Below are 19,882 nucleotides of genomic sequence, written 5' to 3'. Positions count from 1 at the left end.
TTTATTTAGATGAAAAACTTTATATTAGGTTTGATTATAGCTTTTTTAATTTGTGGTGGAACTTATTTTTATTTAAAAAGCGACTCTTTACAAAGTAGGGTAGAAACTTTAAAATCTGAAAATCTTTCTAAACCTCAACCCGATTTACAAAAAGCTAAAGAAGATTTTTATATTGAACAGATTAATAGAGATTCATCTCTTATACTCTTTACAGTTACAGCACTTTTTGCAATTTTAGGTGCTACGACATTTTTTAGTGTACGTAACGAGTTTGATTCAAAAATAAAAGAAATTAAAAATGATTTTCAAAGTCAAACTGATAACTATCAAGATTCAGTCAATCATTTAAAATATATTGAAAGTAGTTTAAGTTATGAAATAGCACGAAACTATCAAAAAGATTATTTACAACCATTAAATGACCAACAAAAAGCCAATCTTGCAAACATTTTAGAATTTACAGACCACACTCTTCTTTGTATAGAATTTTATGCTAAAAGTATATTATTAGATAATAAAAGTGGAAGCACCTTTAAAAATGCCGTTAAAAATTTGATTCATATATTAGTGGATGATTTAACCGAATTATTGGCTATTACTGAATTAAATAAAGTTACTACTAGTATAAATTATGTAAAAGTAATGAGGATTAAAGGTAATATTGAAGATTTAAATGATAAAGAATTGAACAGAAAATTATATTTAATTTACAGTTTGTTAGAATATGAAAAATTAGATTTTGATTGATTTAAATTATTACATATACATTTTCATCTTTTGGTAGCTTTGATAACTGTTTCCAATCGTTAAAACCTTTTTTTTCAAAGTGTGGTAAATCTTTAAAATTTTTCCAATCACCACCCCAAGCCCAGCCATTGTTTTTGAATATTTCAACACATTCCATCCAATCAGCTTTTTTATCATCATCCCAATCCTTAGCAACATCCCAACTTGCTGTTTTACCATCAATGATTAATACTATATCAACTGCAAATCCATAGTTATGTACCGATTGACCACCTTTTGCATTGGTTACTTTTTTTCCTTTGATTGTTCTTCCTAGTGCATATAAATCATCTTGTTCTTTGAATGTTCTTAAACCTTGGCTAATTCTTAATTTTGCTTTCCCAGTTAATAAATTATTGCAATCACATATTATTTTGCTTACTTCATCCCTAACTGATGGATGTAAAAGTTTTATTCTTTCTTCTGTTACCTTGTCAATCATTAAAATTAATACTAATCTTCACGTTATTCTTGTGGGGTTGGATTAAAAATTGAATCAGAATGTGATACATTGCTTTTGATTTGATACACTCCACCCCACCCATTTATCATAAGATTTACCGATACTTTTTTATCATCCGATTCAATCCGCTTGTAGAAATTATAAGTATGTTCAAATGGGTTAATTTCTTTCTGAACCGTTACAATCTTTTCAATTGAATCAACCCTAACAATATACTGGTTGATTGGCTTTTCAATAAATATGGTATCATATTGAATTGAAGTTTTTTCAATGATATGTGGATTTTCATCACAAACCCTTTGAACTCGAAAACTTAACCCAATCAATACACCAACCACTACTGCACATAAAACTCTTATCATTTTTATCCAATGGAAAATTATAGTTCCATTGATTGAATTATACTTCCAATTGGATGGTTTGTAAACTCAAAAATGATTAAATAAAAAAATCCGTATTGATAATACGGATTGAAGATTAGGAATAGATAAAAAGGGTTTAATCATCTATTAATTTTAAAATATCTTCTACTTCTTGTTTTGTTTCAATTTGTCTTCCACAAGATAATCGCACGTATGAACCACCTTGATACGATGCGAAAACACAAGTAATTTGATTAATAAATACATTATATTCTGTATCAGTTTTATCCGAAATTTTAATTGTTTTCATTTTAATTGATTGATAGTTAATAAACAAATTTAGCTAAATGAAAAACAAAAATTTAATATTTCAACATATTTTGATTTTGACCATATTCTGTATTTACATTCTTTCATACAGCCATATATTTTTATTAAAAGAAATATGGAAACTGGAACAACCTTTAATTACAACCGATACATTCAAAAATTGGCATCCAAATATGGAATGGATAAGTTTGATGATGACCTTAAACAAGTTGGTCATATTGGATTGCATTTGGCAAGGGAAAAATATGATGAAACCAAAGGTGATTTTCATTCATTTGCCCAATGGTATATTGTTGGTGAAATGAAAAACTGGTTGACAGCAAATTCTAGAACAATCAGAAAACCACATTCAAGAAATAATGAAGAAGAAAACAAATTTATTTCAACCAGTCAACCATTAGGAATTGATTCTGATGAAACGGTTGGTGATATGCTATTTGAGGTTGAAGAAGATAATTCATTTGATGATAATGATTTGTTGATTAGAGACCTTTTAGGACGTTATCTTGATGAATTGAAACCTTCCTATCAAGTGGTTCTAAAAATGCGATTCTATGAAGAAAAAACATTTAATGAAATATCGGATGAACTTGGAACAACCACCCAAAATATTGCTTTAAAATATAAAAATGCAATTGGGAAATTAAAAGAAAAATTTGGTTTGAATCCTGAAATGAATATCAGAACAAAAAAAATAAAACCTAGACTTTACCGAAGAAAAATTAAGGCTCTTTAAGAGCCTTTTTTTATTGGTGATGGTTTTTGTACTTTTTTAATTTTAACCAATTTTAAATAATCGATTTGTGGTGTTCCCATTTTTGATTGAAGGTGTTCAATAGCTTTTCGATGTTTAGCACGACAAGTATCACCAGAATGTATTAAATCTTCCGACATTTCATTAAATGTTTTTTCTTGATTGTATCGCATTTCTAAAATCTTTTGAACTGTAACATCCATTTTTTTAATATGATATTTTAATTTATGAATCTTGTTGAATTTATTATCATCCATTGATTCATCATAAAATTCATCTTCCATAACATCTGCAAGCGTATTTAGATTATCATCAATTGGGTTCTCAATTCCTACAACCAAAGGAAATTCCTTTTTATTTGTTTGCTTTTTAACAACACTTGTTTTCATATTTAAAAAGGTTAACATTGACCCCTTAATATATCTTTTGGCATAATTTTCAAACGGTCCAACTTCATCTTTATATCTTTGATGTGCAAGTATTAATCCAATATAACCCTCTTGTTTAAGGTCATCATCAAACTTGTTTTGACCATATTTATTTGCTAAAAGATTTATAAATCCTTTGTATTCATTTAAAATCTCATTCATAAAACATATTTTAATTAAATATAATTTGATGAATGAAATAGTAAATAATACTGAAACACTAAATTTTTGAATCTTTGTTAGCCCTTTATTGATAAGGGTTAACAGAATATTTATATCGATTTCAGACACATAAAGAGAACAACGTTCTCGCCCTCGGCGGAAAGCACGCTTTCTTTATGTGTCTGAAATGTAATTAAAAACCTTGTTAGCACCAATAAAATCAATACTTAACAAGAAATTAAAATAGTGTCCAAAAAATATATTTATCTAAAACTATTGACTATTTGAACACTTATTAGTAAATTAATTAAAAATAAATTGGCGTTTTCAAAAAACCTAGATATTTATTTATGTAGTCAGTTATGATTGCCTTGGTTGCTGGGGAGTAATTACCCCAGCTTCTCTTACCAAGAACGGAAAAAGAGAAAACATAATAAGAGAATAAAGTATTAACCCAAATTGAAAAAATTATTAAAAAAACAAGAACAACAATTCACCAGATTTGTACCAGAAATGGTAAAACAAGAATTAGATAAATTAGAATACAAAAGAAAAGATGACTTGTATTGCATCATTGATTTAATTTATCGCAAACAAATAAATTATAAAACCCAACTTCAAAAAATTTATGGTTATGTTCAATTACCACAAAGTGTATTTAAAAAGCTTATAGTGGATAAAAACAGTATAACCGCTGGTTTAAACTTCCTTATTGATAACAATATTATTGATGTCAACCCACACTACTACGTTGGGGTTTTTTCTAAATCCTACAAGATAGCACCAGAATTATTATCCAAGAAAGTTGAAATCACTATTCAAGATAAAAACATCAACAAACGTATTGGTTTACTGGAAAAAGAAAGAAAGAAATTCTTTGAAAAGAAACTTGAATTCTCACAAACAAATTATTTTAATACGTTTAAAATTGATGCTGATGGTGCTTACAATTTCATCTTTAACCAAGCCGTTACCGAAATCAAAACACTTTGTTTCAACAAAAGAATCCTTTTATCTGAAGCTGATATAAAGGACATCATTGATTGCAAAAGAAAATGGAAATCAAACCGTGGTAGGATTTTATTGTATTCAAAAGAATTGCATAACATTTTACATCGATTCACAACCAATCATTTCAAGATACTTTGCATCAAAAACGGTTACTTGTATTTCAAAAGAAATGATACCAATGGAAGATTAGATACCAATTTAACCAACCTACCAACAGTATTAAGACAATTTCTAATGAGTGATGAAAAGCTTTATAATGTTGATATTAAAAGTTCACAACCTTACTTCTTATACACTTTGTTGAAAGTTGAAAAAGCAATCCCAGAAGATGAATTGGAACGCTATGGTAAATTGGTTATTGGTGGTACATTTTATGAATATTTAGCTGATGAATATCAAAAATATTCTGGTAAGATTAAAACTAGAACAGATATGAAAAGTATGTTATTCAAGATTTTCTTTTCTAAGGTTGAATCATTTGCTAAGATTAAAGAATTCTTTGGTGGTTTGTTTCCAAATATTATGAATTACATCAATGAAACCAATGCCATTCATAACGCAACACTTGCAAACAAGCTATCAACCATTGAATCAACAACGATTATTAGTGTTATAATCCCAGCATTGGGTAAACTATGTATTAAACCGTTTACAATTCACGATTCATTTGTATGCCGTGAAAGTGAAGTGAACACGATTATTGATACTTTCAATGAAATTACAACCAGTATGTACGGAATTAGCCCATCATTGCACGTTAAAACCCTCTTAGAAGATTCATTGGATTCATCAGAAGTTGAAGAAGATGATGATGATGTACTGGCAATCTGGGATGATGAATTTTTAAATGAAATTAATTCATATTCAGCATAAAATAATTGAAGCTAATCTTGATTGATTAGCTTTTTTTATTATTTTTGGAAGTATGAAAGCCAAACGAAAAAAGAAACTGCCATATTGGATTAGGTATATTAGATATTGCCTTAATTGCATTTTTCTTTTATTTTTCCCAATCATTGGTGAAGGCAATGGTGATGAATTTTCAAAACAATTTCACAAAAAGAAATGATAACAAAAACACATACAATAATTCTAACCACACCAAGATTTGAAATACCATCAAATTTGAATGTAATTGAATTGCTAAATGAACTTATTCACAGCAACCTTGTGAACATTGATTACTTTGGAAGTGAATTGGATAATCCTGTGGATTTTGTTGATGATGAAATGAAGGAAGAAATGGAAACAACATCATATTTAACCCTACATTTTGACCAAAACGCATCAGATAACATTGATTATGATATTGATGAAGATAGTGCCTTAAACCTCGTTATTTCGCTTATAATGGAACGTCAAATAAAGGAAGTGATTGTTGATGAAAAGGATGTTGATATTTACATTTATTAAATTTAAAATTATTGCTTCAACAATGATTCAATAATGGCTTGTTCTTCATCTGAAATATTATAAATCTTGTAAACAAGATTATCAATATCATTTACAACACTTTTAGAATAGTTATAAAAAAATTCTTTGTCGTGTGAACTTTCTGAACTGTGTTCTTGACCTTTAGCTTTTATAATTTTGTCAACAAATGAAATCATTTGATTTTCGATTTCCTTATCCTTTGTCTTATGGATTGGGATTTGCAAAATAGGAGCTTTATCAACTTGAAAAATATCACCTTGCATCTTACCTTTTTTTAATAACCAGAACTTAATCAGTTTAGAATTAAGGATTCCAGTCAAATACTTTAAATTTATTCTTTTTGATTTAATTATGTTGTATGATTGTAGAACATAATTTTCTTCATTAGAATAGGTAAAAGTTGGTTCAACACATTTTCTTAATGATAAAATCTTTTCTTCTGTAAAGAATTTTTCATTTCTGGCACGGTGCAAACCGTAAGGTTTATTATCAGAAGTAATTATTGATTTGAATTTATCTAAATGATTTTTAATGTTTGGATAGGATTCAATTTTACTTATGTTTTTAAATGATGAATCAGTATAAATAACATTCAATTTGTTTTTTTTAATTGAACAATATTTACCTAGTTCACTTGAAGTATAAAGAGGTTTAATAAGTTTCATTTCATCATCAGTAAACCCTTTTGTTTTCAGTTCATCATTTGATAAAAGAAAAATTCCATCATATTTTTTGAAACCTTGTCCTAATATGTTTGCATTTTTTTCATTTAAACTATCTTGTGGTGTTACAATACCCTGTGCAACTTCTTTGCTGGGGTCAAGTTTAAAATTTGCTGATTTCAAAATATTATCAAGTATTAGCTTATCATTTTCATTGTCAAATTTTAGAAACTTATTTTTTAATTGTTTCCTTTTAACAATTGGATTGATGGTGATTGATATATTATTTGAACCTTCAAGTAATTCCTTTTGAATAACTTCTTCCTTAACTTTTCCAACGTTAAAAGTTTGATTTTTGAAGCTGTAGTTATCTGTTTTACTATCCTTTTCAATAATCATAATCATTGTTTGAATTGAAGCATCTTCAAAAACCATATAAGAACCAAAATCTATCAGTTTAATTAATTTTGAATCTTCAATTACTTTTTTTCTCATTTTACTTGCACCAGCATTACTGACCCAATTATTTGGAATGATAAAACCAAGTACACCTTTTGGTTTTAGTAAATCTAAACCATAGCAAGTAAAGAAATACCATAAATCCATTTTACCTTGAAAGTATTTCTCCAATTTGCCAAGTCGAACTGAATCAAATATTTCTTTGCTAGTTTTTTCTTTAACATAAGGTGGGTTTCCAACGATTACAGTAAAACCTTCACTTTTGCTGTTGAACACTCTGGGAAAAGCTGTTTTATAATCAAATGGATTGTATTTCCTTCTTTCTTCTGTTCCAAAATCCATTACATAATCCATTATTTCAAAGCCAATCAATGAATTACCACACTTTATATTGGTGGTCAAATCTGGTAAAATCTTTGTTGAAAATAAAACTTGCATATCATTAGCGGTGCTAGTGGTTTCATCTTCTAACATCTTTAAAAACAAAGATAATTGTGTTACTTCTGTAGCTTGTAAATCAATGTCAACACCATAGATGTTATTTAATAAAATATCTTGCTTTTGGTTGATGGTCAATATCCATTTACCACTTTCATTATCATATTTGCACCCATCTTTTTTAGCTTCATTAATATTCAAATTATAGTAATTCAAATGGTAATCAAGTAAATAATCAAATACACCAATCAGGAATGACCCTGACCCACACGCAATATCAGCAAATGATAATTTTGCAATTTCTTTTGGCTTCTTATTTTCAATATGCTTACCAACAGTATCTTTTACAATATAATCAACTACATATTTAGGGGTGTAGAAAACCCCTCCAGCTTTTCTAACTTCTGGTTTATCGACAATTTTACAAACCCCACTATCAATTTCAATAATTTTACCTAAGAATCTTTCATAAATATTACCCAAGATGTGAATTGGGATGTAATTAAAATCGTATGGTGTATTGGTGTGGTCAAGTTCTAAACAAATATCCCTAAATATCCCTTCATCAGCACCCAAAAAAGAATCATTATCAATGAAACTTGGTTTAAATACAATTCCGTTGTATTTGGCATCCAATCTTTTTGATTCCGTTATGAATTTTTGCCAAGGGTGGTTGTGAATACCAATATTGTGAAGTATGTTTTCGGGTTCAATAGCTTTATCTTCGAGAAACCGCATAAATACTACTCTATCCACAACTTTCTGTGTTGCTTCAGTTAATTGATATTTATCGAGTTTATTATTGTTATTATATAAAGCTTGTGCAATTTTGAATCTAACAGAATCAATGTAATTCAAAAAACTAACATCAATAGTTAGATAACGACCACCAAAAAGTTTTAATTGTTTATCAGAACCTTTTGGTTTTGGTAAATCTTCAATATACGTTGCAAGATTGCCAGCATCAACCGCTTCACGTGAAAACAACCAATAAATTTTTTCAAAAACATCAATATCTTTTAATTCTTGATAATGAAAATATTCAATTTGATTTTTTAAAATCGTATCAAAGTCTGGAATATTACGACAATCAATTATAACGAATTCTTGAAAATCAGTTAATACTGAAACTCCAGTACCAGCATTCCAACCATATTTTGCGGTTTGAAAATAATCATCTTTGTTTTGTTTTAAAGCCCTTGAAGGTTTTTTGGCTTCAACAAAGAATTTAACTTGTTTGTAATCGGGTGCTAAGAAAAAAGCATAATCAGCACGTTTTTGACCTAAACCCCCATCTTGTCTTTGGGGTTTTTCAATCTTAACTTCTTGTTTGAATGGGTTCTTTTGAACATTATGGTAAACATCCCAACCCAAAGCATCCCAAAATTTATCAATGAACCCAGTTCTTACTTCTGATTCTTGATATTTTGATGATAAATAATAATTTTCATTTTCTTCAAAATCCCTTATTAATTCAAGAACTTTTTTATGTGATTCGTTGATATTTGTAGCCATACTTTATAAATGAATTGCTAAAATAAGAATAAAAAGAAGATATTGAATTTTGAACATAAAAAAATGGCTACTAAAGTAGCCATTAATAAAAATTAGTAATTCAAATAATTATTCTTTCATTAATTTATCCCACGAATTTTGACAAGTGGGACAAAGATTATCAGAATTATCAAAAATATAAATGTAATCAGTTAGTGAACCAATATTACCATCTACACATCCATTACAACTATGGTCATTTTTAAAATTATTTACAAAATTATCAATGACATTTTTTTGTCTTTCAGACATTGATTCAACACCCTTATCAAGTACTTGACGTGCAATTCCACTTACAGCGGGGTGCAGAATAATATTTGAATCTAAGATTTGTGAAAGAAAATCTTCCAAATCATTTTCAGATTCTAGTTCTAACATTCTTTTTTTGGCTTGTCCCATAGGAATAAATTTAAGGTTATTTGAATACAAAGCTATCAAGTAAAAAAGTAAAATAAAATTTTTTTATTACCCTATAATACAGTATATTATAACCTAAGGGTAATCAATAAATTTTCAATTATTATTTGTTATCAATTATTATTTTTCTTTACCTTTACACCTCTCATTACAAGAAGATAACTGATGTTACACTCTTACAATGGTAGGTATAGGTATAGAACACCTACCATTACACGAGACCAACACTCGAAGCCGTATGATGCGGACTTCTAAAAGGTCGTTGACTCATCAATCCCGCATCTTTAATTTTTCCGGCTACGGAGTGAATTTTGGTGGTTTCCAACGCTTCTTTCATTGTCATTGGTGGCAAAATGCTAGGCATTCGCTTGGCTAACATCGTTTTTCCTGAACCTGGTGGACCAATTAAAATGATATTGTGACCTCCCGCAGCAGCAATTTCCATACAACGTTTGATTCCCTCCTGACCTTTTACATCCGAAAAATCAAATTCAGGAAATTCTAATGTTCGAGAAAATTCGGTTTGAGTATCAATTAAAGTGGGTTGCAAATCGCCTCTTCCTTCAAAAAAATCAATGACTTGAAGTACATTTTCAACACCATACACATCCAAACCTTCTACTATCGCAGCTTCTTTTACATTTTGAATAGGAAGAATAAATCCTTTAAAACCTTCTTCTTTCGCTTTAATCGCGATCGACAGAGCTCCTTTTATGGGTTGCAAACCTCCATCAAGCGAAAGTTCGCCCATAATAACATACTGACTTAATTCTTCTGCCTTAATTTGGCTTGTTGCTACAAGAATTCCAACAGCCAAAGTCAAATCATACGCTGAACCTTCTTTTCGCAAATCGGCCGGAGCCATGTTGATTGTGATTTTTTTAACAGGTAAAGAATACCCATTGTTTTTTAAAGCGGCAGCAATGCGGTAACTGCTTTCTTTGATGGCATTGTCGGGCAATCCGACCAAGTGGTAGCCCACTCCTTTATCAATGTTTACTTCTACTGTAATTGTGGTGGCTTCTACACCGAAAACGGCACTTCCGAATACTTTAACTAACATGGCGTATAAATTTATGTATGACAAATATCACAAATTCATTCTCAAAAATGAAGTAATTTTGATGAAAATTATTCTGCCGTTATGAATTTTTTGAAAATTTCTGCTTTACTCCTTCTTTCTTTTTTTTCAAATTTATCTAATTCTCAACAAATTACAGATGAAAAGAGACAAATTTGGGTAGGATACATTACGCAATCGAAAATTTCTAATTCTTTTTCAATCTGGAATGATTTTCATTGGGTTCCGGAAAGTTTTGTGATTGCGAGAACCGGATTGACTTATCATTTTTCAAATTCGCTAAAAACAACTTCAACCGTTGGTTATGCTCACGCTTGGTTTTATCCCACAAATCAAAATAAGACCTTTAGACCGGAACATCGGGTTTGGGGACAAACTACTTTTAGTCATCAAAAAGAAAGTTTTCGATTTTTTCATCGAGTTCGATATGAAGCTAGATTTAGAGGTGTAATCACTGATGATTTTCTCCAAAATGAATTCAATTTTAATTACCGATTTCGCTACCTTTTTCAAACACGATATTATTTTAAAAATCAACAAAAAAATCAGTTTTTTGTAATGGCTTCGGATGAAATATTATTTAATGCCGGTCACGAAATAAAAAATGATTTTCGATTAGATCAAAATAGAATTTCTCTTGGAATTGGTTATCAAACCAAAACTATGACTTTTCAGTTGGCCTATATGAATCAATTAATTGAATCAAACACTGATTATTCGTTCAGAATGAATCATAATATTCAACTACTTATTTTTCATAATTTTAATTTATCAAAAAAAACAGTTAAATAAAATTTTTATAAATCCAATAGTCGTATTTTAACGTAAATTATATACCAATAAACACTAAAATACGAATTCATGAATGATTTAACCCAAATAAATCAAGAAAATGAGCGATTAGCCGCCTTGAAAAGTTACAATATATTAGATACAAAGCCGGAAAAAGATTTTGATGATATAGCAGAATTAGCTTCGCAGATATGTCAAGTTCCCATTTCATCTATCACGTTGATGGACAAAGATAGACAATGGTTTAAATCCAAAGTCGGATTTGATTATACCGAAGTTCCGATAGAGAATTCATTTTGTTCCTATTTAATGATGAACAATATGAAAGAAATTGAGGTTGAAAATATGAAAATTCATCCTTATTTTCAAACAAATCCGCATGTGATTGGCGAACCAAATATTGCCTTTTATGCAGGTGTGCTTCTAATTGATCCCGATGGCCATACATTGGGAAGTCTATGTGTGTACGACCTTGAGCCCAAAAGATTGAGTGATTTTCAATTGAATGCTCTTCAAAAGTTAGCTCATCAAGTTATTAAACTTTTGGAACTGCGAAAGAAGAATTCTTTGTTAGAAGAAAATAATGCTAGTTTACTATCAAAATATAATGAACTGGAACAATTTGCTCGTGTAGTTTCGCATGATATTAAATCGCCGTTGAATAATATTATTTCGTTAACTCATTTATTTCAAGATGAATACGGAAATGTGATAGACGAAGCCGGAAATGAATATTTAGAATACATTTCAAAATCATCTTTGGAACTGAAAAATTTTGTAGATGCTATTTTGATTTACTACAAAAGTGATACAATCAAAACAACTGAAAAAGAAGCTATCGATTGGAATTCCTTATTTAATAAAATAATTTTGATGCTTGATTCTAAAAATGAATATGAAATTACTTTGCCTTCGTATTATTCAATTGAATTTTATTCGAATAAAATGGCGATGGAACAAATTATTTCAAATTTAATCAGCAACAGTATTAAATATAATGATAAAGAAAAGGTCAAAATTGAAATTGAGTTAACCGAATTAAAATCTGAAATTTTACTTTCAATAAAAGATAATGGTATCGGAATTGCTGAATCTGATTTTGAAAAAGTATTTTCATTCTTTACAACCTTAGGCAAAAAAGACAGATTTGACAATATTGGAACCGGAATTGGATTATCTACCGTTCAGAAAATGGTTCACAAATTAGACGGTCGAATTGAATTAGAATCAGAAATTGGAAGAGGTTCAACCTTTAAATTATATTTCAAAAAATAAGTTAGTGAGTTAGTTAAAGTTAGTTTTAAAAGCCTTCTGCCATCTTTCGCAAAAGGCTTTTATTTTTTATTTCGTACCTTTGCAACCGTCAAATTGATTTGTTTGGATTAACTCATTGGTATTTTCATTCATTCTACTAATCCAAATTTTTGATTTCCAACAAAGGAAATCTTCTTAAAATCAAGTAACAGTTTTATCTGTTCAACTGCCTTGGGAAAATCCCAATTACGGCATAAATAATCAAATTTAAAAAAAATATAAAGGCAATTTGTCTTTGAATTTTTAATAGAAATGAATTATGGAATTTAAACTCATTACCGCTCAAACAGGAAATCATCCAACTTATTCTCCAAAAGTTATTGCTGAATTTTTATTCACTCATTTGGAACAATATGGCGATAAAACGGAAGATATTTTGAAATGCATCGATTATGTGATGAATCCGTCCAAAGGCGGCACCATCGTTGTTGGTTTGAATGAAAATAAAATTGTTGGCGTCGTTATTTTGAACAATACCGGCATGAAAGATTATATTCCTGAAAACATTTTGGTTTATATCGCTGTTGATAATTCGCAACGCGGAAAAGGATACGGAAAAAATCTAATGCAAAAAGCTATTGATTCCGCAACAGGATCCATTGCACTGCACGTTGAACCCGATAATCCGGCTTTTCATTTGTATAAAAAGTTGGGTTTTACCAACAAATATTTAGAAATGAGGTTAACCAAATAATCGTTATGGAAAATTTAAACCAACGACTGGAATCGCTTATTCGTTTTCGAAAAGAACTACATAAAAATCCTGAATTATCAGGAAAAGAGATAGAAACTGCAAAAAGAATTGTTTCATTTTTAGGACAATATCCACCCGATGAAATGCAAACAAATATTGGCGGAACCGGAATTATTGCCGTTTACAAAGGTGCTGATGAAGGAAAATCCATTTTATTTAGATGTGAATTGGATGCTTTACCCATTAAAGAAACAAATTCATTTGAACATAAATCTGTAAAAAATACTATTTCGCACAAATGCGGACACGATGGTCATATGGCTATTTTGTGCGGATTGGCGAGCGAATTACATCATCAACGTCCGGAAAAAGGAAACGTAATTTTATTGTTTCAACCTGCCGAAGAAAATGGTTCCGGTGCAGAAAAAGTAGCCAATGATGACAATTATAAAAACTACAAACCCGATTATGTTTTTGCTTTGCACAACTTGCCCGGATTTGATAAAAATCAAATTGTTGTGAAAGACGGTACTTTTTCGTGTGCTGTGAAAAGTATGATTATTCGATTGAAAGGTAAAATTGCTCACGCTGCCGAACCTGAAAATGGTATTAATCCGGCGTTAGCAATTGCATCAATCATTCAAAAATTTGATGAAAAAAATCAAGTAGATAAAACGAAACCTAACTTTTCTATCCTTACTCCTATTTACATTTCGTTAGGTGAAAAAGCGTATGGTGTTTCAGCCGGGAAAGGTGAAGCTCATTTCACCATCCGTTGTCAAACCAATAAAGAAATGGAAAAACTTTCAAACGAATTGGAAAACTTGACCAAAGAAATTGCAAAAAATCATCAATTAGAATATAAAATTAAATGGACGGAATCTTTCCAAGCCAATGAAAACAATGCTGATGCGAACAATTTCATCAAAAATGCTTCAAAGATTTTAGGATTAAATGTACTTGAAAAAGATACTCCTTTTAGTTGGGGCGAAGATTTTGGATTGTTCACACAACTTTCCAATGGAGCAATGTTTGGACTTGGAGCTGGAAAAGAAATTCCGGCTTTGCATCATTCGGATTATGATTTTCCGGATGAAATTATCTCAACCGGCGTAAAATTATTTCATCAAATCAGTAAAGAAATCAATAATGCACACTAATTCGGTTATCGAACTTAATCCCGATTCATATCAAAATAACTTACTTTTTCTAAAGAAAATGTATGGCAAAAACGTCATTCTTTCTTCTGTTGTAAAAGGAAATGCGTATGGTCACGGCATTGAAGAATTTGTCACAATGGCTCACAAATCTGGTGTTTCACATTTTTCTGTTTTTGATGTTGCCGAAGCTCAACTCGTCAAAAAACAACTTCCTAAAAAAGTTACCATTTTGATTATGGGATTTGTTTCGGATGAACTAATGGAATGGGTTATTCAAAATGACATTGAATTTTTTGTATTTGATAAAAAAAGGATAGAATTAGCTATTAAAATCAGTAAAAAGTTAAACAAAAAAGCCATCGTTCACATTGAAGTGGAGACCGGTATGAATCGAACCGGTTTTGTTCAAAATGAATTAAACAGTTTAATTTCTTTACTAAAAAAAGAAGAAAATCATATCGAATTTAAAGGATTATGCACTCATTTTGCCGGAGCAGAAAGTATGTCAAATTACTTTAGAGTCAAACAACAAATTGAGCGATTTGAAAAAATATATGCTTATTTCTGTGTGAAAAATTTAATCCCGAAAATAAAACATTCCGCTTGTTCAGCCGCTTCAATTATGTTTCCTGAAACCAGAATGGATATGGTTCGCATCGGAATTATGCAATATGGATTATGGCCAAGTCCTGAAGTTTTTGCCAGTTATATTTCCTCCAAAAAAAAGAAAATTGATCCTTTAAAAAGAGTAATCTCTTGGAAAAGTCAGGTGATGAGTATCAAAAAAATTGATGCGTGTGAATTCATTGGTTACGGAACGAGTTTTATGGCGAAAGAAAAAATGAAAATTGCAACTATTCCAATTGGTTATGCTCACGGTTACAGTCGTTCGCTGAGCAACAAAGGTCGAGTGATCATCAATCAGCATCGATGTATGGTGGTGGGAACGGTCAATATGAATATGATGCTCGTGGATGTTTCGGATATTCCTTCCATTCAAATTGGCGATGAAGTAATTCTCATCGGAAGCCAAGAAAAAATTGATGTTTCGGTAGCTTCGTTTAGCGAAAACAGTAATCAATTAAATTATGAATTACTCACGAGAATTTCAAAATCAATTCCCAGAAAAATTTTAATCTAATGGCATTTATCAAATTATATCGATCAAAACTTCAAGAAAATTATAGTTTTCTGGACGATTTATTCAAATCCAGAAATATAGAATGGGGTGTTGTTTCCAAATTATTATGCGGAAATGTAATTTACTTGAAAGAATTAATTGCTCTTGGTGCAACAGAAATTCACGACTCCAGAATCAGTAATTTAAAAAAAGTTAAAAAACTTAATCCGGCTATTCAAACTGTTTACATCAAACCGCCGGCAAAGTTGAGCATCAAACGAATTGTTGAATTTGCCGATGTGAGTTTTAACACCGAAATTTTCACAATCAAACTTCTTTCAGAAGAAGCGATTAGACAAAATAAAATCCATAAAATCATTATTATGATTGAAATGGGCGATTTGCGTGAAGGTGTAATGGGCGAAGAATTAATTCAATTTTATGGTGAAGTTTTACAATTGCCAAACATCGAAGTTCGCGGAATTGGTACGAATTTAAATTGTTTAAGTGGTGTAATGCCAACGCAAGACAAATTGATTCAGCTGAGTTTATACAAACAATTGATTGAAGCCAAATTCAACGTTTCTATTCCTTGGGTTTCGGGCGGAACTTCAGTCGCGGTTCCTTTGATTTTAAAGAATGCAAGACCGATGGCCGTGAATCATTTTAGAATAGGCGAAGCTCTATTTTTTGGTAAAGATTTATTTACCGGAGATACCATTGAAAATATGCATAACGATGTTTTTAAATTATATGCCGAAATCATTGAAATCACTCAAAAACCAAATGTTCCTGATGGTGAATTAGGCGAAAATGTAGCAGGAAATTCATTTTCAATTGCAAATATTGAAGATTTAGGCGGAACATCACTTCGAGCCATTTTAGACATTGGTTTGCTAGATATGCAACCCCAATATTTGGAGACTGAAGATGAAAATATCACGATCGTGGATGCAAGTTCGGATATGTTAGTAGTTGATATTTCAAATTCTGAAAATCACTATTCGGTTGGCGACTTGGTATCTTTTAAAGTAAGATATATGGGAGCTTTACAACTTTTGAATTCTGATTACATTGAAAAAATAGTTGAGTAAAAAAAGGAGCTTTTTAGGCTCCTTCTCTTGTTATTTTATGAATTTATCAATTCCATTTCGTAACCATTTTTCATATAAATCGATGTCCGGGTCATAACTTGCCGGTTCATCTGAAATGGTATTTCCATCGGTATCCAAAATCAAATAATACGGTTGAGCATTGGCTTTGTATTTTGTGATTTGAAAATCGCTCCATTTATTTCCAATGGTTTTGATTTTTTTACCAGTTTCTTTGGAAACATATTTTTCGTTTTCGGCTAGTTCTTTTTTATCATCTACATATAAAGATATTAAAACCACTTCATTTTTCAAGATTGAAAGAATCTTTGTATCAGACCAAACATAATCTTCCATCTTACGGCAATTTACACAAGCGTATCCTGTAAAGTCAAGTAAAATGGGTTTGTTAACTTCTTTTGCATAAGCCAAACCATATTTATAATCGTGAAAAGCCATAATTCCGTGCGGTCCGGAATGTGCTCCTTTTGGCAAAGCTCCTAATTCTGATGAAATTCCACTGCCACCAACTCCATTTGGACTTTCGCTGTAATGCAACGGTGGTGGAAAACCGGAAATTATCTTTAATGGTGCTCCCCAAAGTCCGGGAATCATATAAACTGTAAAACTCAACACAAATAACCCCATAAATAGTCTTCCTACGGAAATATGTGTGAGTGGACTATCGTGCGGTAACGTTAATTTACCAAACAAATACAACGCCCACGCTCCAAAAACGGCTATCCAAATCGCTAAAAATGTTTCTCTTTCAAACCAATGTAATTGTAAAACCAAATCAGCATTTGATAAAAATTTAAACGCAAAAGCCAATTCTAAAAATCCCAACGAAACTTTTACGGTGTTTAACCATCCTCCTGATTTTGGTAAGGAATTCATCCAACCCGGAAATAACGCGAACAACATAAATGGTAAAGCAATGGCTGATGAAAAGCCTAACATTCCGACAATCGGAGCAATTCCGCCTTTGGAAGCCGCTTCTACAATCAACGTTCCAACAATTGGTCCGGTACAAGAAAATGAAACGATTGCTAACGCTAATGCCATAAAAAAGATACCGATGATTCCTCCTCTATCCGCTTGACGATCCACTTTATTTGCCCAAGAATTTGGTAAAACGATTTCAAATGCTCCTAAAAATGACGCAGCAAAAAAGACTAATAATCCGAAGAAAATCACGTTAAAAGCTACGCTAGTTGATAATTCATTCAAAGAATCAGCTCCAAAAATTGCTGTTATGGCTGAACCTAACGTTACATAAATTACAATAATTGAAAGTCCGTAGAATATTGCATTTTTAATGCCTTTGGATCTGTCTTTACTTTGCTTGGTAAAATAACTCACAGTCATTGGAATCATTGGAAAAACACACGGTGTTAATAATGCTGCAAATCCGGAGAAGAAAGCGATGATAAATATTGTCCAAAGACCTTTCTTTTCCTCTTTTTTCTCTACTTTTTTATTTTCTGCTTTTAATTCTTTTGTGGCTAATTTTTCTTTAATTTCATCTTTCTCCGTTGTAATTGTATCACCTGTTTCAATCGGAGCTGCAACTGCACCTTCTTTTATTGGTAATTTAAATTCGAAATTCTTAAATTGTTGAATACATTGTTCCAAACAAGCTTGGTATTCTACCTCAACTTTTATTGATTTTAAAGCTGGATTTGTCACTTTCACCAATTGCTGAAATTGAGCTGAATTTTCAAACATATATTCATCTACTTCAAAAACATCACTGTAAACTTTTTTATATTTACTTTCTGTTGTTTTTCCGATAAGTTGATAATTTCCTTTTACATCTTCATAAATGAATACAGATGGTAATGAACCACCATCCGGCGTAAACTGCGAAAAAATGTGCCAATCTTTTTCAATTGTTGCATCAAATTTTAATAGAAATTCCGTGTCCGATTTTTGTTCGATGGACGTTTTCCATTTTACCGGATCTAAAATTTGTGCTTGCGTAATGGAAATTACAAAAAAGGAAAGTAGCGTAAAAAATAAATTCTTCATTATACTAATTGAATTTTTATGATAGTTTGTGTGTTTTCAGTTACTTTAAATCTGTCGTCCAAGCGTTTTCCAACAAGCCAAACGATTTGATTTTCAGAGCATAAAAGCCAAGCATTTTCTTTATCGATGATGGAAAATTTTTCGTCTTTAAAAAATTTACTCAACTTCTTTTTTCCGTTCATTCCAAAAGGGTAAAAATAATCACCTTCTTGCCATTTTCGAAGTTTTAAAGGAAACTTTAACGCATCTGCATCAACAAAGATAGTTTTTGAATCGGATATAGTTATGTCACTCACGTTACAAAACGTCAACTTTAAGGGAAAATTAAGTTCAGATTGGTTTTTATTAATACAATATTCATCAGAAATTTTTTCAGATTTTGGTTCAATAATCAGTGTTTTTCTATCTTTCACTAATCTGAAATGCTCGGAAAAAATTTGTTTTCCCGATTGAGCTTCCACCAAATCATAAATATCTTGCCACGCTGAAAATCCGAAAGGCATCAACCATTGATACAAATACGCTTGATAATTAGGAAGTTGCAACAATTCATTTAGATTAATTATCTTTTGACTATCAACATCTTTCACTACCTTTCGATACACTATTCGCGAAGCATCATCTACTAAACTTTGAGCTTGATTGAGGTTTTGAATGGTATTTTCAAACGAATCTAAAAAACTCAGATTTAATTCTTTTAAAATAGGAACAACGTGATGACGAATTTTATTGCGAACATATTTATCAGATGCATTACTGGAATCTTCTCTCCATTTCAACTGATTTTCATTCGCAAAAGTTTCAATTTCTGCTCTGGAAAAAATCAATAAAGGACGAATTATTTTATCATTTTGAGATGGAATTCCACATAATCCATCTAAACCGGTTCCGCGAGAAAAATTGATTAAAAACGTTTCCAATTGATCGTCTAAATGATGAGCGGTTGCAACAAAATTGAAATTTTCAGTTTCCAACAATTCATAAAACCATTCATATCGTAACTTTCGGGCGGCGACTTGAATCGATAATTTTTCGTCTTCGGCAAATTGCTTTGTATTAAATTTTTGAAAAAATCCTTGAATGGAATTTTCTTTGCAAAAGGATTTCACAAAATCTTCATCTTCATTACTTTCGTCATTACGAAGTTGAAAATTGCAATGAGCAACAGCAAATTCTATTTTCGTTTTTGAAATTAAATCTAACAAAACCATACTATCCAAACCACCACTTACTGCAATTAGAACTTTTGCCTTTTGAAGAAAAGGAAAATGAGACGAAATGTGGTTTTGGAATTTCAAAAACATTTTCAAAAGTAAGGAATTTTGTGAGAATGAAATAA

Annotated in this window: 18 protein-coding genes and 1 pseudogene; 10 read left to right on the top strand and 9 right to left on the bottom strand. The window is 30.7% G+C overall.

Annotation, left to right across the window (positions count from 1 at the left end):
* Positions 1-9: 9 nt before the first annotated feature.
* The gene (locus tag B4N66_RS08000) at positions 10-747 is read left to right on the top strand and encodes a hypothetical protein (protein WP_291093794.1); all 738 of its coding nucleotides are present in this window, start codon (positions 10-12) and stop codon (positions 745-747) included.
* 1 nt (position 748) lies between these two features.
* Here B4N66_RS08000 and B4N66_RS07995 read toward each other — a convergent pair whose 3' ends face one another.
* The 3 genes from B4N66_RS07995 to B4N66_RS07985 form a co-directional block, all read right to left on the bottom strand.
* Entirely contained in the window at positions 749-1,225 is a 477-nt protein-coding gene (locus B4N66_RS07995; protein ID WP_291094439.1) for a M15 family metallopeptidase, read from the bottom strand.
* A 26-nt stretch (positions 1,226-1,251) separates the two neighbouring features.
* Positions 1,252-1,611, bottom strand: a complete 360-nt coding sequence (locus tag B4N66_RS07990) for a hypothetical protein (protein WP_291093792.1) — start codon at positions 1,609-1,611, stop codon at positions 1,252-1,254.
* Between the two features lie 136 nt (positions 1,612-1,747).
* Positions 1,748-1,921 (bottom strand): hypothetical protein, encoded by a 174-nt coding sequence (locus tag B4N66_RS07985; RefSeq protein WP_291093791.1) that lies wholly within the window; start codon positions 1,919-1,921, stop codon positions 1,748-1,750.
* A gap of 135 nt (positions 1,922-2,056) precedes the next feature.
* Between B4N66_RS07985 and B4N66_RS07980 the strand changes: the two genes are divergently transcribed.
* Positions 2,057-2,677 (top strand): sigma-70 family RNA polymerase sigma factor, encoded by a 621-nt coding sequence (locus B4N66_RS07980; protein WP_291093790.1) that lies wholly within the window; start codon positions 2,057-2,059, stop codon positions 2,675-2,677.
* Here B4N66_RS07980 and B4N66_RS07975 read toward each other — a convergent pair.
* On the bottom strand, positions 2,674-3,285 hold the full coding sequence (locus B4N66_RS07975; protein WP_291093788.1) for a sigma-70 family RNA polymerase sigma factor: 612 nt from the start codon (positions 3,283-3,285) through the stop codon (positions 2,674-2,676). The two genes, B4N66_RS07980 and B4N66_RS07975, sit on opposite strands and share 4 nt — an antisense overlap.
* Positions 3,286-3,744: 459 nt before the next feature.
* Between B4N66_RS07975 and B4N66_RS07970 the strand changes: the two genes are divergently transcribed.
* Together B4N66_RS07970 and B4N66_RS07965 are read left to right on the top strand one after the other, a co-directional pair.
* Complete coding sequence (locus B4N66_RS07970; RefSeq protein WP_291093786.1) at positions 3,745-5,169, top strand: hypothetical protein; 1,425 nt, start codon at positions 3,745-3,747, stop codon at positions 5,167-5,169.
* Between the two features lie 192 nt (positions 5,170-5,361).
* Entirely contained in the window at positions 5,362-5,709 is a 348-nt protein-coding gene (locus B4N66_RS07965; RefSeq protein WP_291093785.1) for a hypothetical protein, read from the top strand.
* A gap of 8 nt (positions 5,710-5,717) precedes the next feature.
* Here the strand turns inward: B4N66_RS07965 and B4N66_RS07960 are convergent, their stop codons facing one another.
* The 3 genes and pseudogenes from B4N66_RS07960 to B4N66_RS07950 form a co-directional block, all read right to left on the bottom strand.
* On the bottom strand, positions 5,718-8,804 hold the full coding sequence (locus B4N66_RS07960) for an Eco57I restriction-modification methylase domain-containing protein (protein WP_291093784.1): 3,087 nt from the start codon (positions 8,802-8,804) through the stop codon (positions 5,718-5,720).
* Between the two features lie 108 nt (positions 8,805-8,912).
* Positions 8,913-9,242, bottom strand: coding sequence for a hypothetical protein (locus B4N66_RS07955; RefSeq protein WP_291093783.1), 330 nt, complete (start codon positions 9,240-9,242; stop codon positions 8,913-8,915).
* Positions 9,243-9,474: 232 nt separating this feature from the next.
* Positions 9,475-10,323: pseudogene (locus tag B4N66_RS07950) on the bottom strand (YifB family Mg chelatase-like AAA ATPase); the annotation flags it as partial.
* A gap of 81 nt (positions 10,324-10,404) precedes the next feature.
* Between B4N66_RS07950 and B4N66_RS07945 the strand changes: the two are divergent.
* The 6 genes from B4N66_RS07945 to B4N66_RS07920 all read left to right on the top strand — a co-directional run bounded on the left by B4N66_RS07945 (position 10,405) and on the right by B4N66_RS07920 (position 16,515).
* On the top strand, positions 10,405-11,133 hold the full coding sequence (locus B4N66_RS07945) for a DUF2490 domain-containing protein (protein ID WP_291093781.1): 729 nt from the start codon (positions 10,405-10,407) through the stop codon (positions 11,131-11,133).
* 69 nt (positions 11,134-11,202) lie between these two features.
* The gene (locus tag B4N66_RS07940; RefSeq protein ID WP_291093780.1) at positions 11,203-12,408 is read left to right on the top strand and encodes a sensor histidine kinase; all 1,206 of its coding nucleotides are present in this window, start codon (positions 11,203-11,205) and stop codon (positions 12,406-12,408) included.
* Positions 12,409-12,706: 298 nt separating this feature from the next.
* Positions 12,707-13,141, top strand: coding sequence for a GNAT family N-acetyltransferase (locus B4N66_RS07935; protein ID WP_291093779.1), 435 nt, complete (start codon positions 12,707-12,709; stop codon positions 13,139-13,141).
* A gap of 5 nt (positions 13,142-13,146) precedes the next feature.
* Positions 13,147-14,301, top strand: coding sequence for an amidohydrolase (locus tag B4N66_RS07930; RefSeq protein WP_291093777.1), 1,155 nt, complete (start codon positions 13,147-13,149; stop codon positions 14,299-14,301).
* Complete coding sequence (gene alr, locus B4N66_RS07925) at positions 14,291-15,442, top strand: alanine racemase (protein WP_291093775.1); 1,152 nt, start codon at positions 14,291-14,293, stop codon at positions 15,440-15,442. The genes B4N66_RS07930 and alr overlap by 11 nt, the downstream gene beginning before the upstream one ends.
* Positions 15,442-16,515 carry an alanine/ornithine racemase family PLP-dependent enzyme gene (locus B4N66_RS07920; RefSeq protein WP_291093773.1) on the top strand — a complete coding sequence of 358 codons (1,074 nt, stop codon included), beginning with the start codon at positions 15,442-15,444 and terminating at the stop codon, positions 16,513-16,515. The genes alr and B4N66_RS07920 overlap by 1 nt, the downstream gene beginning before the upstream one ends.
* A 30-nt stretch (positions 16,516-16,545) precedes the next feature.
* Here B4N66_RS07920 and B4N66_RS07915 read toward each other — a convergent pair whose 3' ends face one another.
* Complete coding sequence (locus tag B4N66_RS07915) at positions 16,546-18,543, bottom strand: protein-disulfide reductase DsbD family protein (protein WP_291093772.1); 1,998 nt, start codon at positions 18,541-18,543, stop codon at positions 16,546-16,548.
* Positions 18,543-19,847 carry a tRNA lysidine(34) synthetase TilS gene (gene tilS / locus B4N66_RS07910; RefSeq protein ID WP_291093770.1) on the bottom strand — a complete coding sequence of 435 codons (1,305 nt, stop codon included), beginning with the start codon at positions 19,845-19,847 and terminating at the stop codon, positions 18,543-18,545. The genes B4N66_RS07915 and tilS overlap by 1 nt, the downstream gene beginning before the upstream one ends.
* Between the last annotated feature and the right edge of the window lie 35 nt (positions 19,848-19,882).

This window comes from Flavobacterium sp. UBA2787, assembly GCA_002352205.1.
Taxonomy (GTDB): domain Bacteria; phylum Bacteroidota; class Bacteroidia; order Flavobacteriales; family Flavobacteriaceae; genus Flavobacterium.
The sequence above is the reverse complement of the archived record's forward strand: the minus strand, read 5'-3'. Positions and strand labels throughout refer to the sequence as shown.

Excerpts from the sequence above, each read along its gene's own strand:
- B4N66_RS07985 (WP_291093791.1), bottom strand. The coding sequence starts at position 1,921 with ATGAAAACAATTAAAATTTCGGATAAAACTGATACAGAATATAATGTA.
- B4N66_RS07920 (WP_291093773.1), top strand. The coding sequence starts at position 15,442 with ATGGCATTTATCAAATTATATCGATCAAAACTTCAAGAAAATTATAGT.
- B4N66_RS07980 (WP_291093790.1), top strand. The coding sequence starts at position 2,057 with ATGGAAACTGGAACAACCTTTAATTACAACCGATACATTCAAAAATTG.
- B4N66_RS07955 (WP_291093783.1), bottom strand. The coding sequence starts at position 9,242 with ATGGGACAAGCCAAAAAAAGAATGTTAGAACTAGAATCTGAAAATGAT.
- B4N66_RS07935 (WP_291093779.1), top strand. The coding sequence starts at position 12,707 with ATGGAATTTAAACTCATTACCGCTCAAACAGGAAATCATCCAACTTAT.
- B4N66_RS08000 (WP_291093794.1), top strand. The coding sequence starts at position 10 with ATGAAAAACTTTATATTAGGTTTGATTATAGCTTTTTTAATTTGTGGT.
- B4N66_RS07960 (WP_291093784.1), bottom strand. The coding sequence starts at position 8,804 with ATGGCTACAAATATCAACGAATCACATAAAAAAGTTCTTGAATTAATA.
- B4N66_RS07940 (WP_291093780.1), top strand. The coding sequence starts at position 11,203 with ATGAATGATTTAACCCAAATAAATCAAGAAAATGAGCGATTAGCCGCC.
- B4N66_RS07990 (WP_291093792.1), bottom strand. The coding sequence starts at position 1,611 with ATGATAAGAGTTTTATGTGCAGTAGTGGTTGGTGTATTGATTGGGTTA.
- alr (WP_291093775.1), top strand. The coding sequence starts at position 14,291 with ATGCACACTAATTCGGTTATCGAACTTAATCCCGATTCATATCAAAAT.
- B4N66_RS07930 (WP_291093777.1), top strand. The coding sequence starts at position 13,147 with ATGGAAAATTTAAACCAACGACTGGAATCGCTTATTCGTTTTCGAAAA.
- tilS (WP_291093770.1), bottom strand. The coding sequence starts at position 19,847 with ATGTTTTTGAAATTCCAAAACCACATTTCGTCTCATTTTCCTTTTCTT.
- B4N66_RS07945 (WP_291093781.1), top strand. The coding sequence starts at position 10,405 with ATGAATTTTTTGAAAATTTCTGCTTTACTCCTTCTTTCTTTTTTTTCA.
- B4N66_RS07975 (WP_291093788.1), bottom strand. The coding sequence starts at position 3,285 with ATGAATGAGATTTTAAATGAATACAAAGGATTTATAAATCTTTTAGCA.
- B4N66_RS07915 (WP_291093772.1), bottom strand. The coding sequence starts at position 18,543 with ATGAAGAATTTATTTTTTACGCTACTTTCCTTTTTTGTAATTTCCATT.
- B4N66_RS07965 (WP_291093785.1), top strand. The coding sequence starts at position 5,362 with ATGATAACAAAAACACATACAATAATTCTAACCACACCAAGATTTGAA.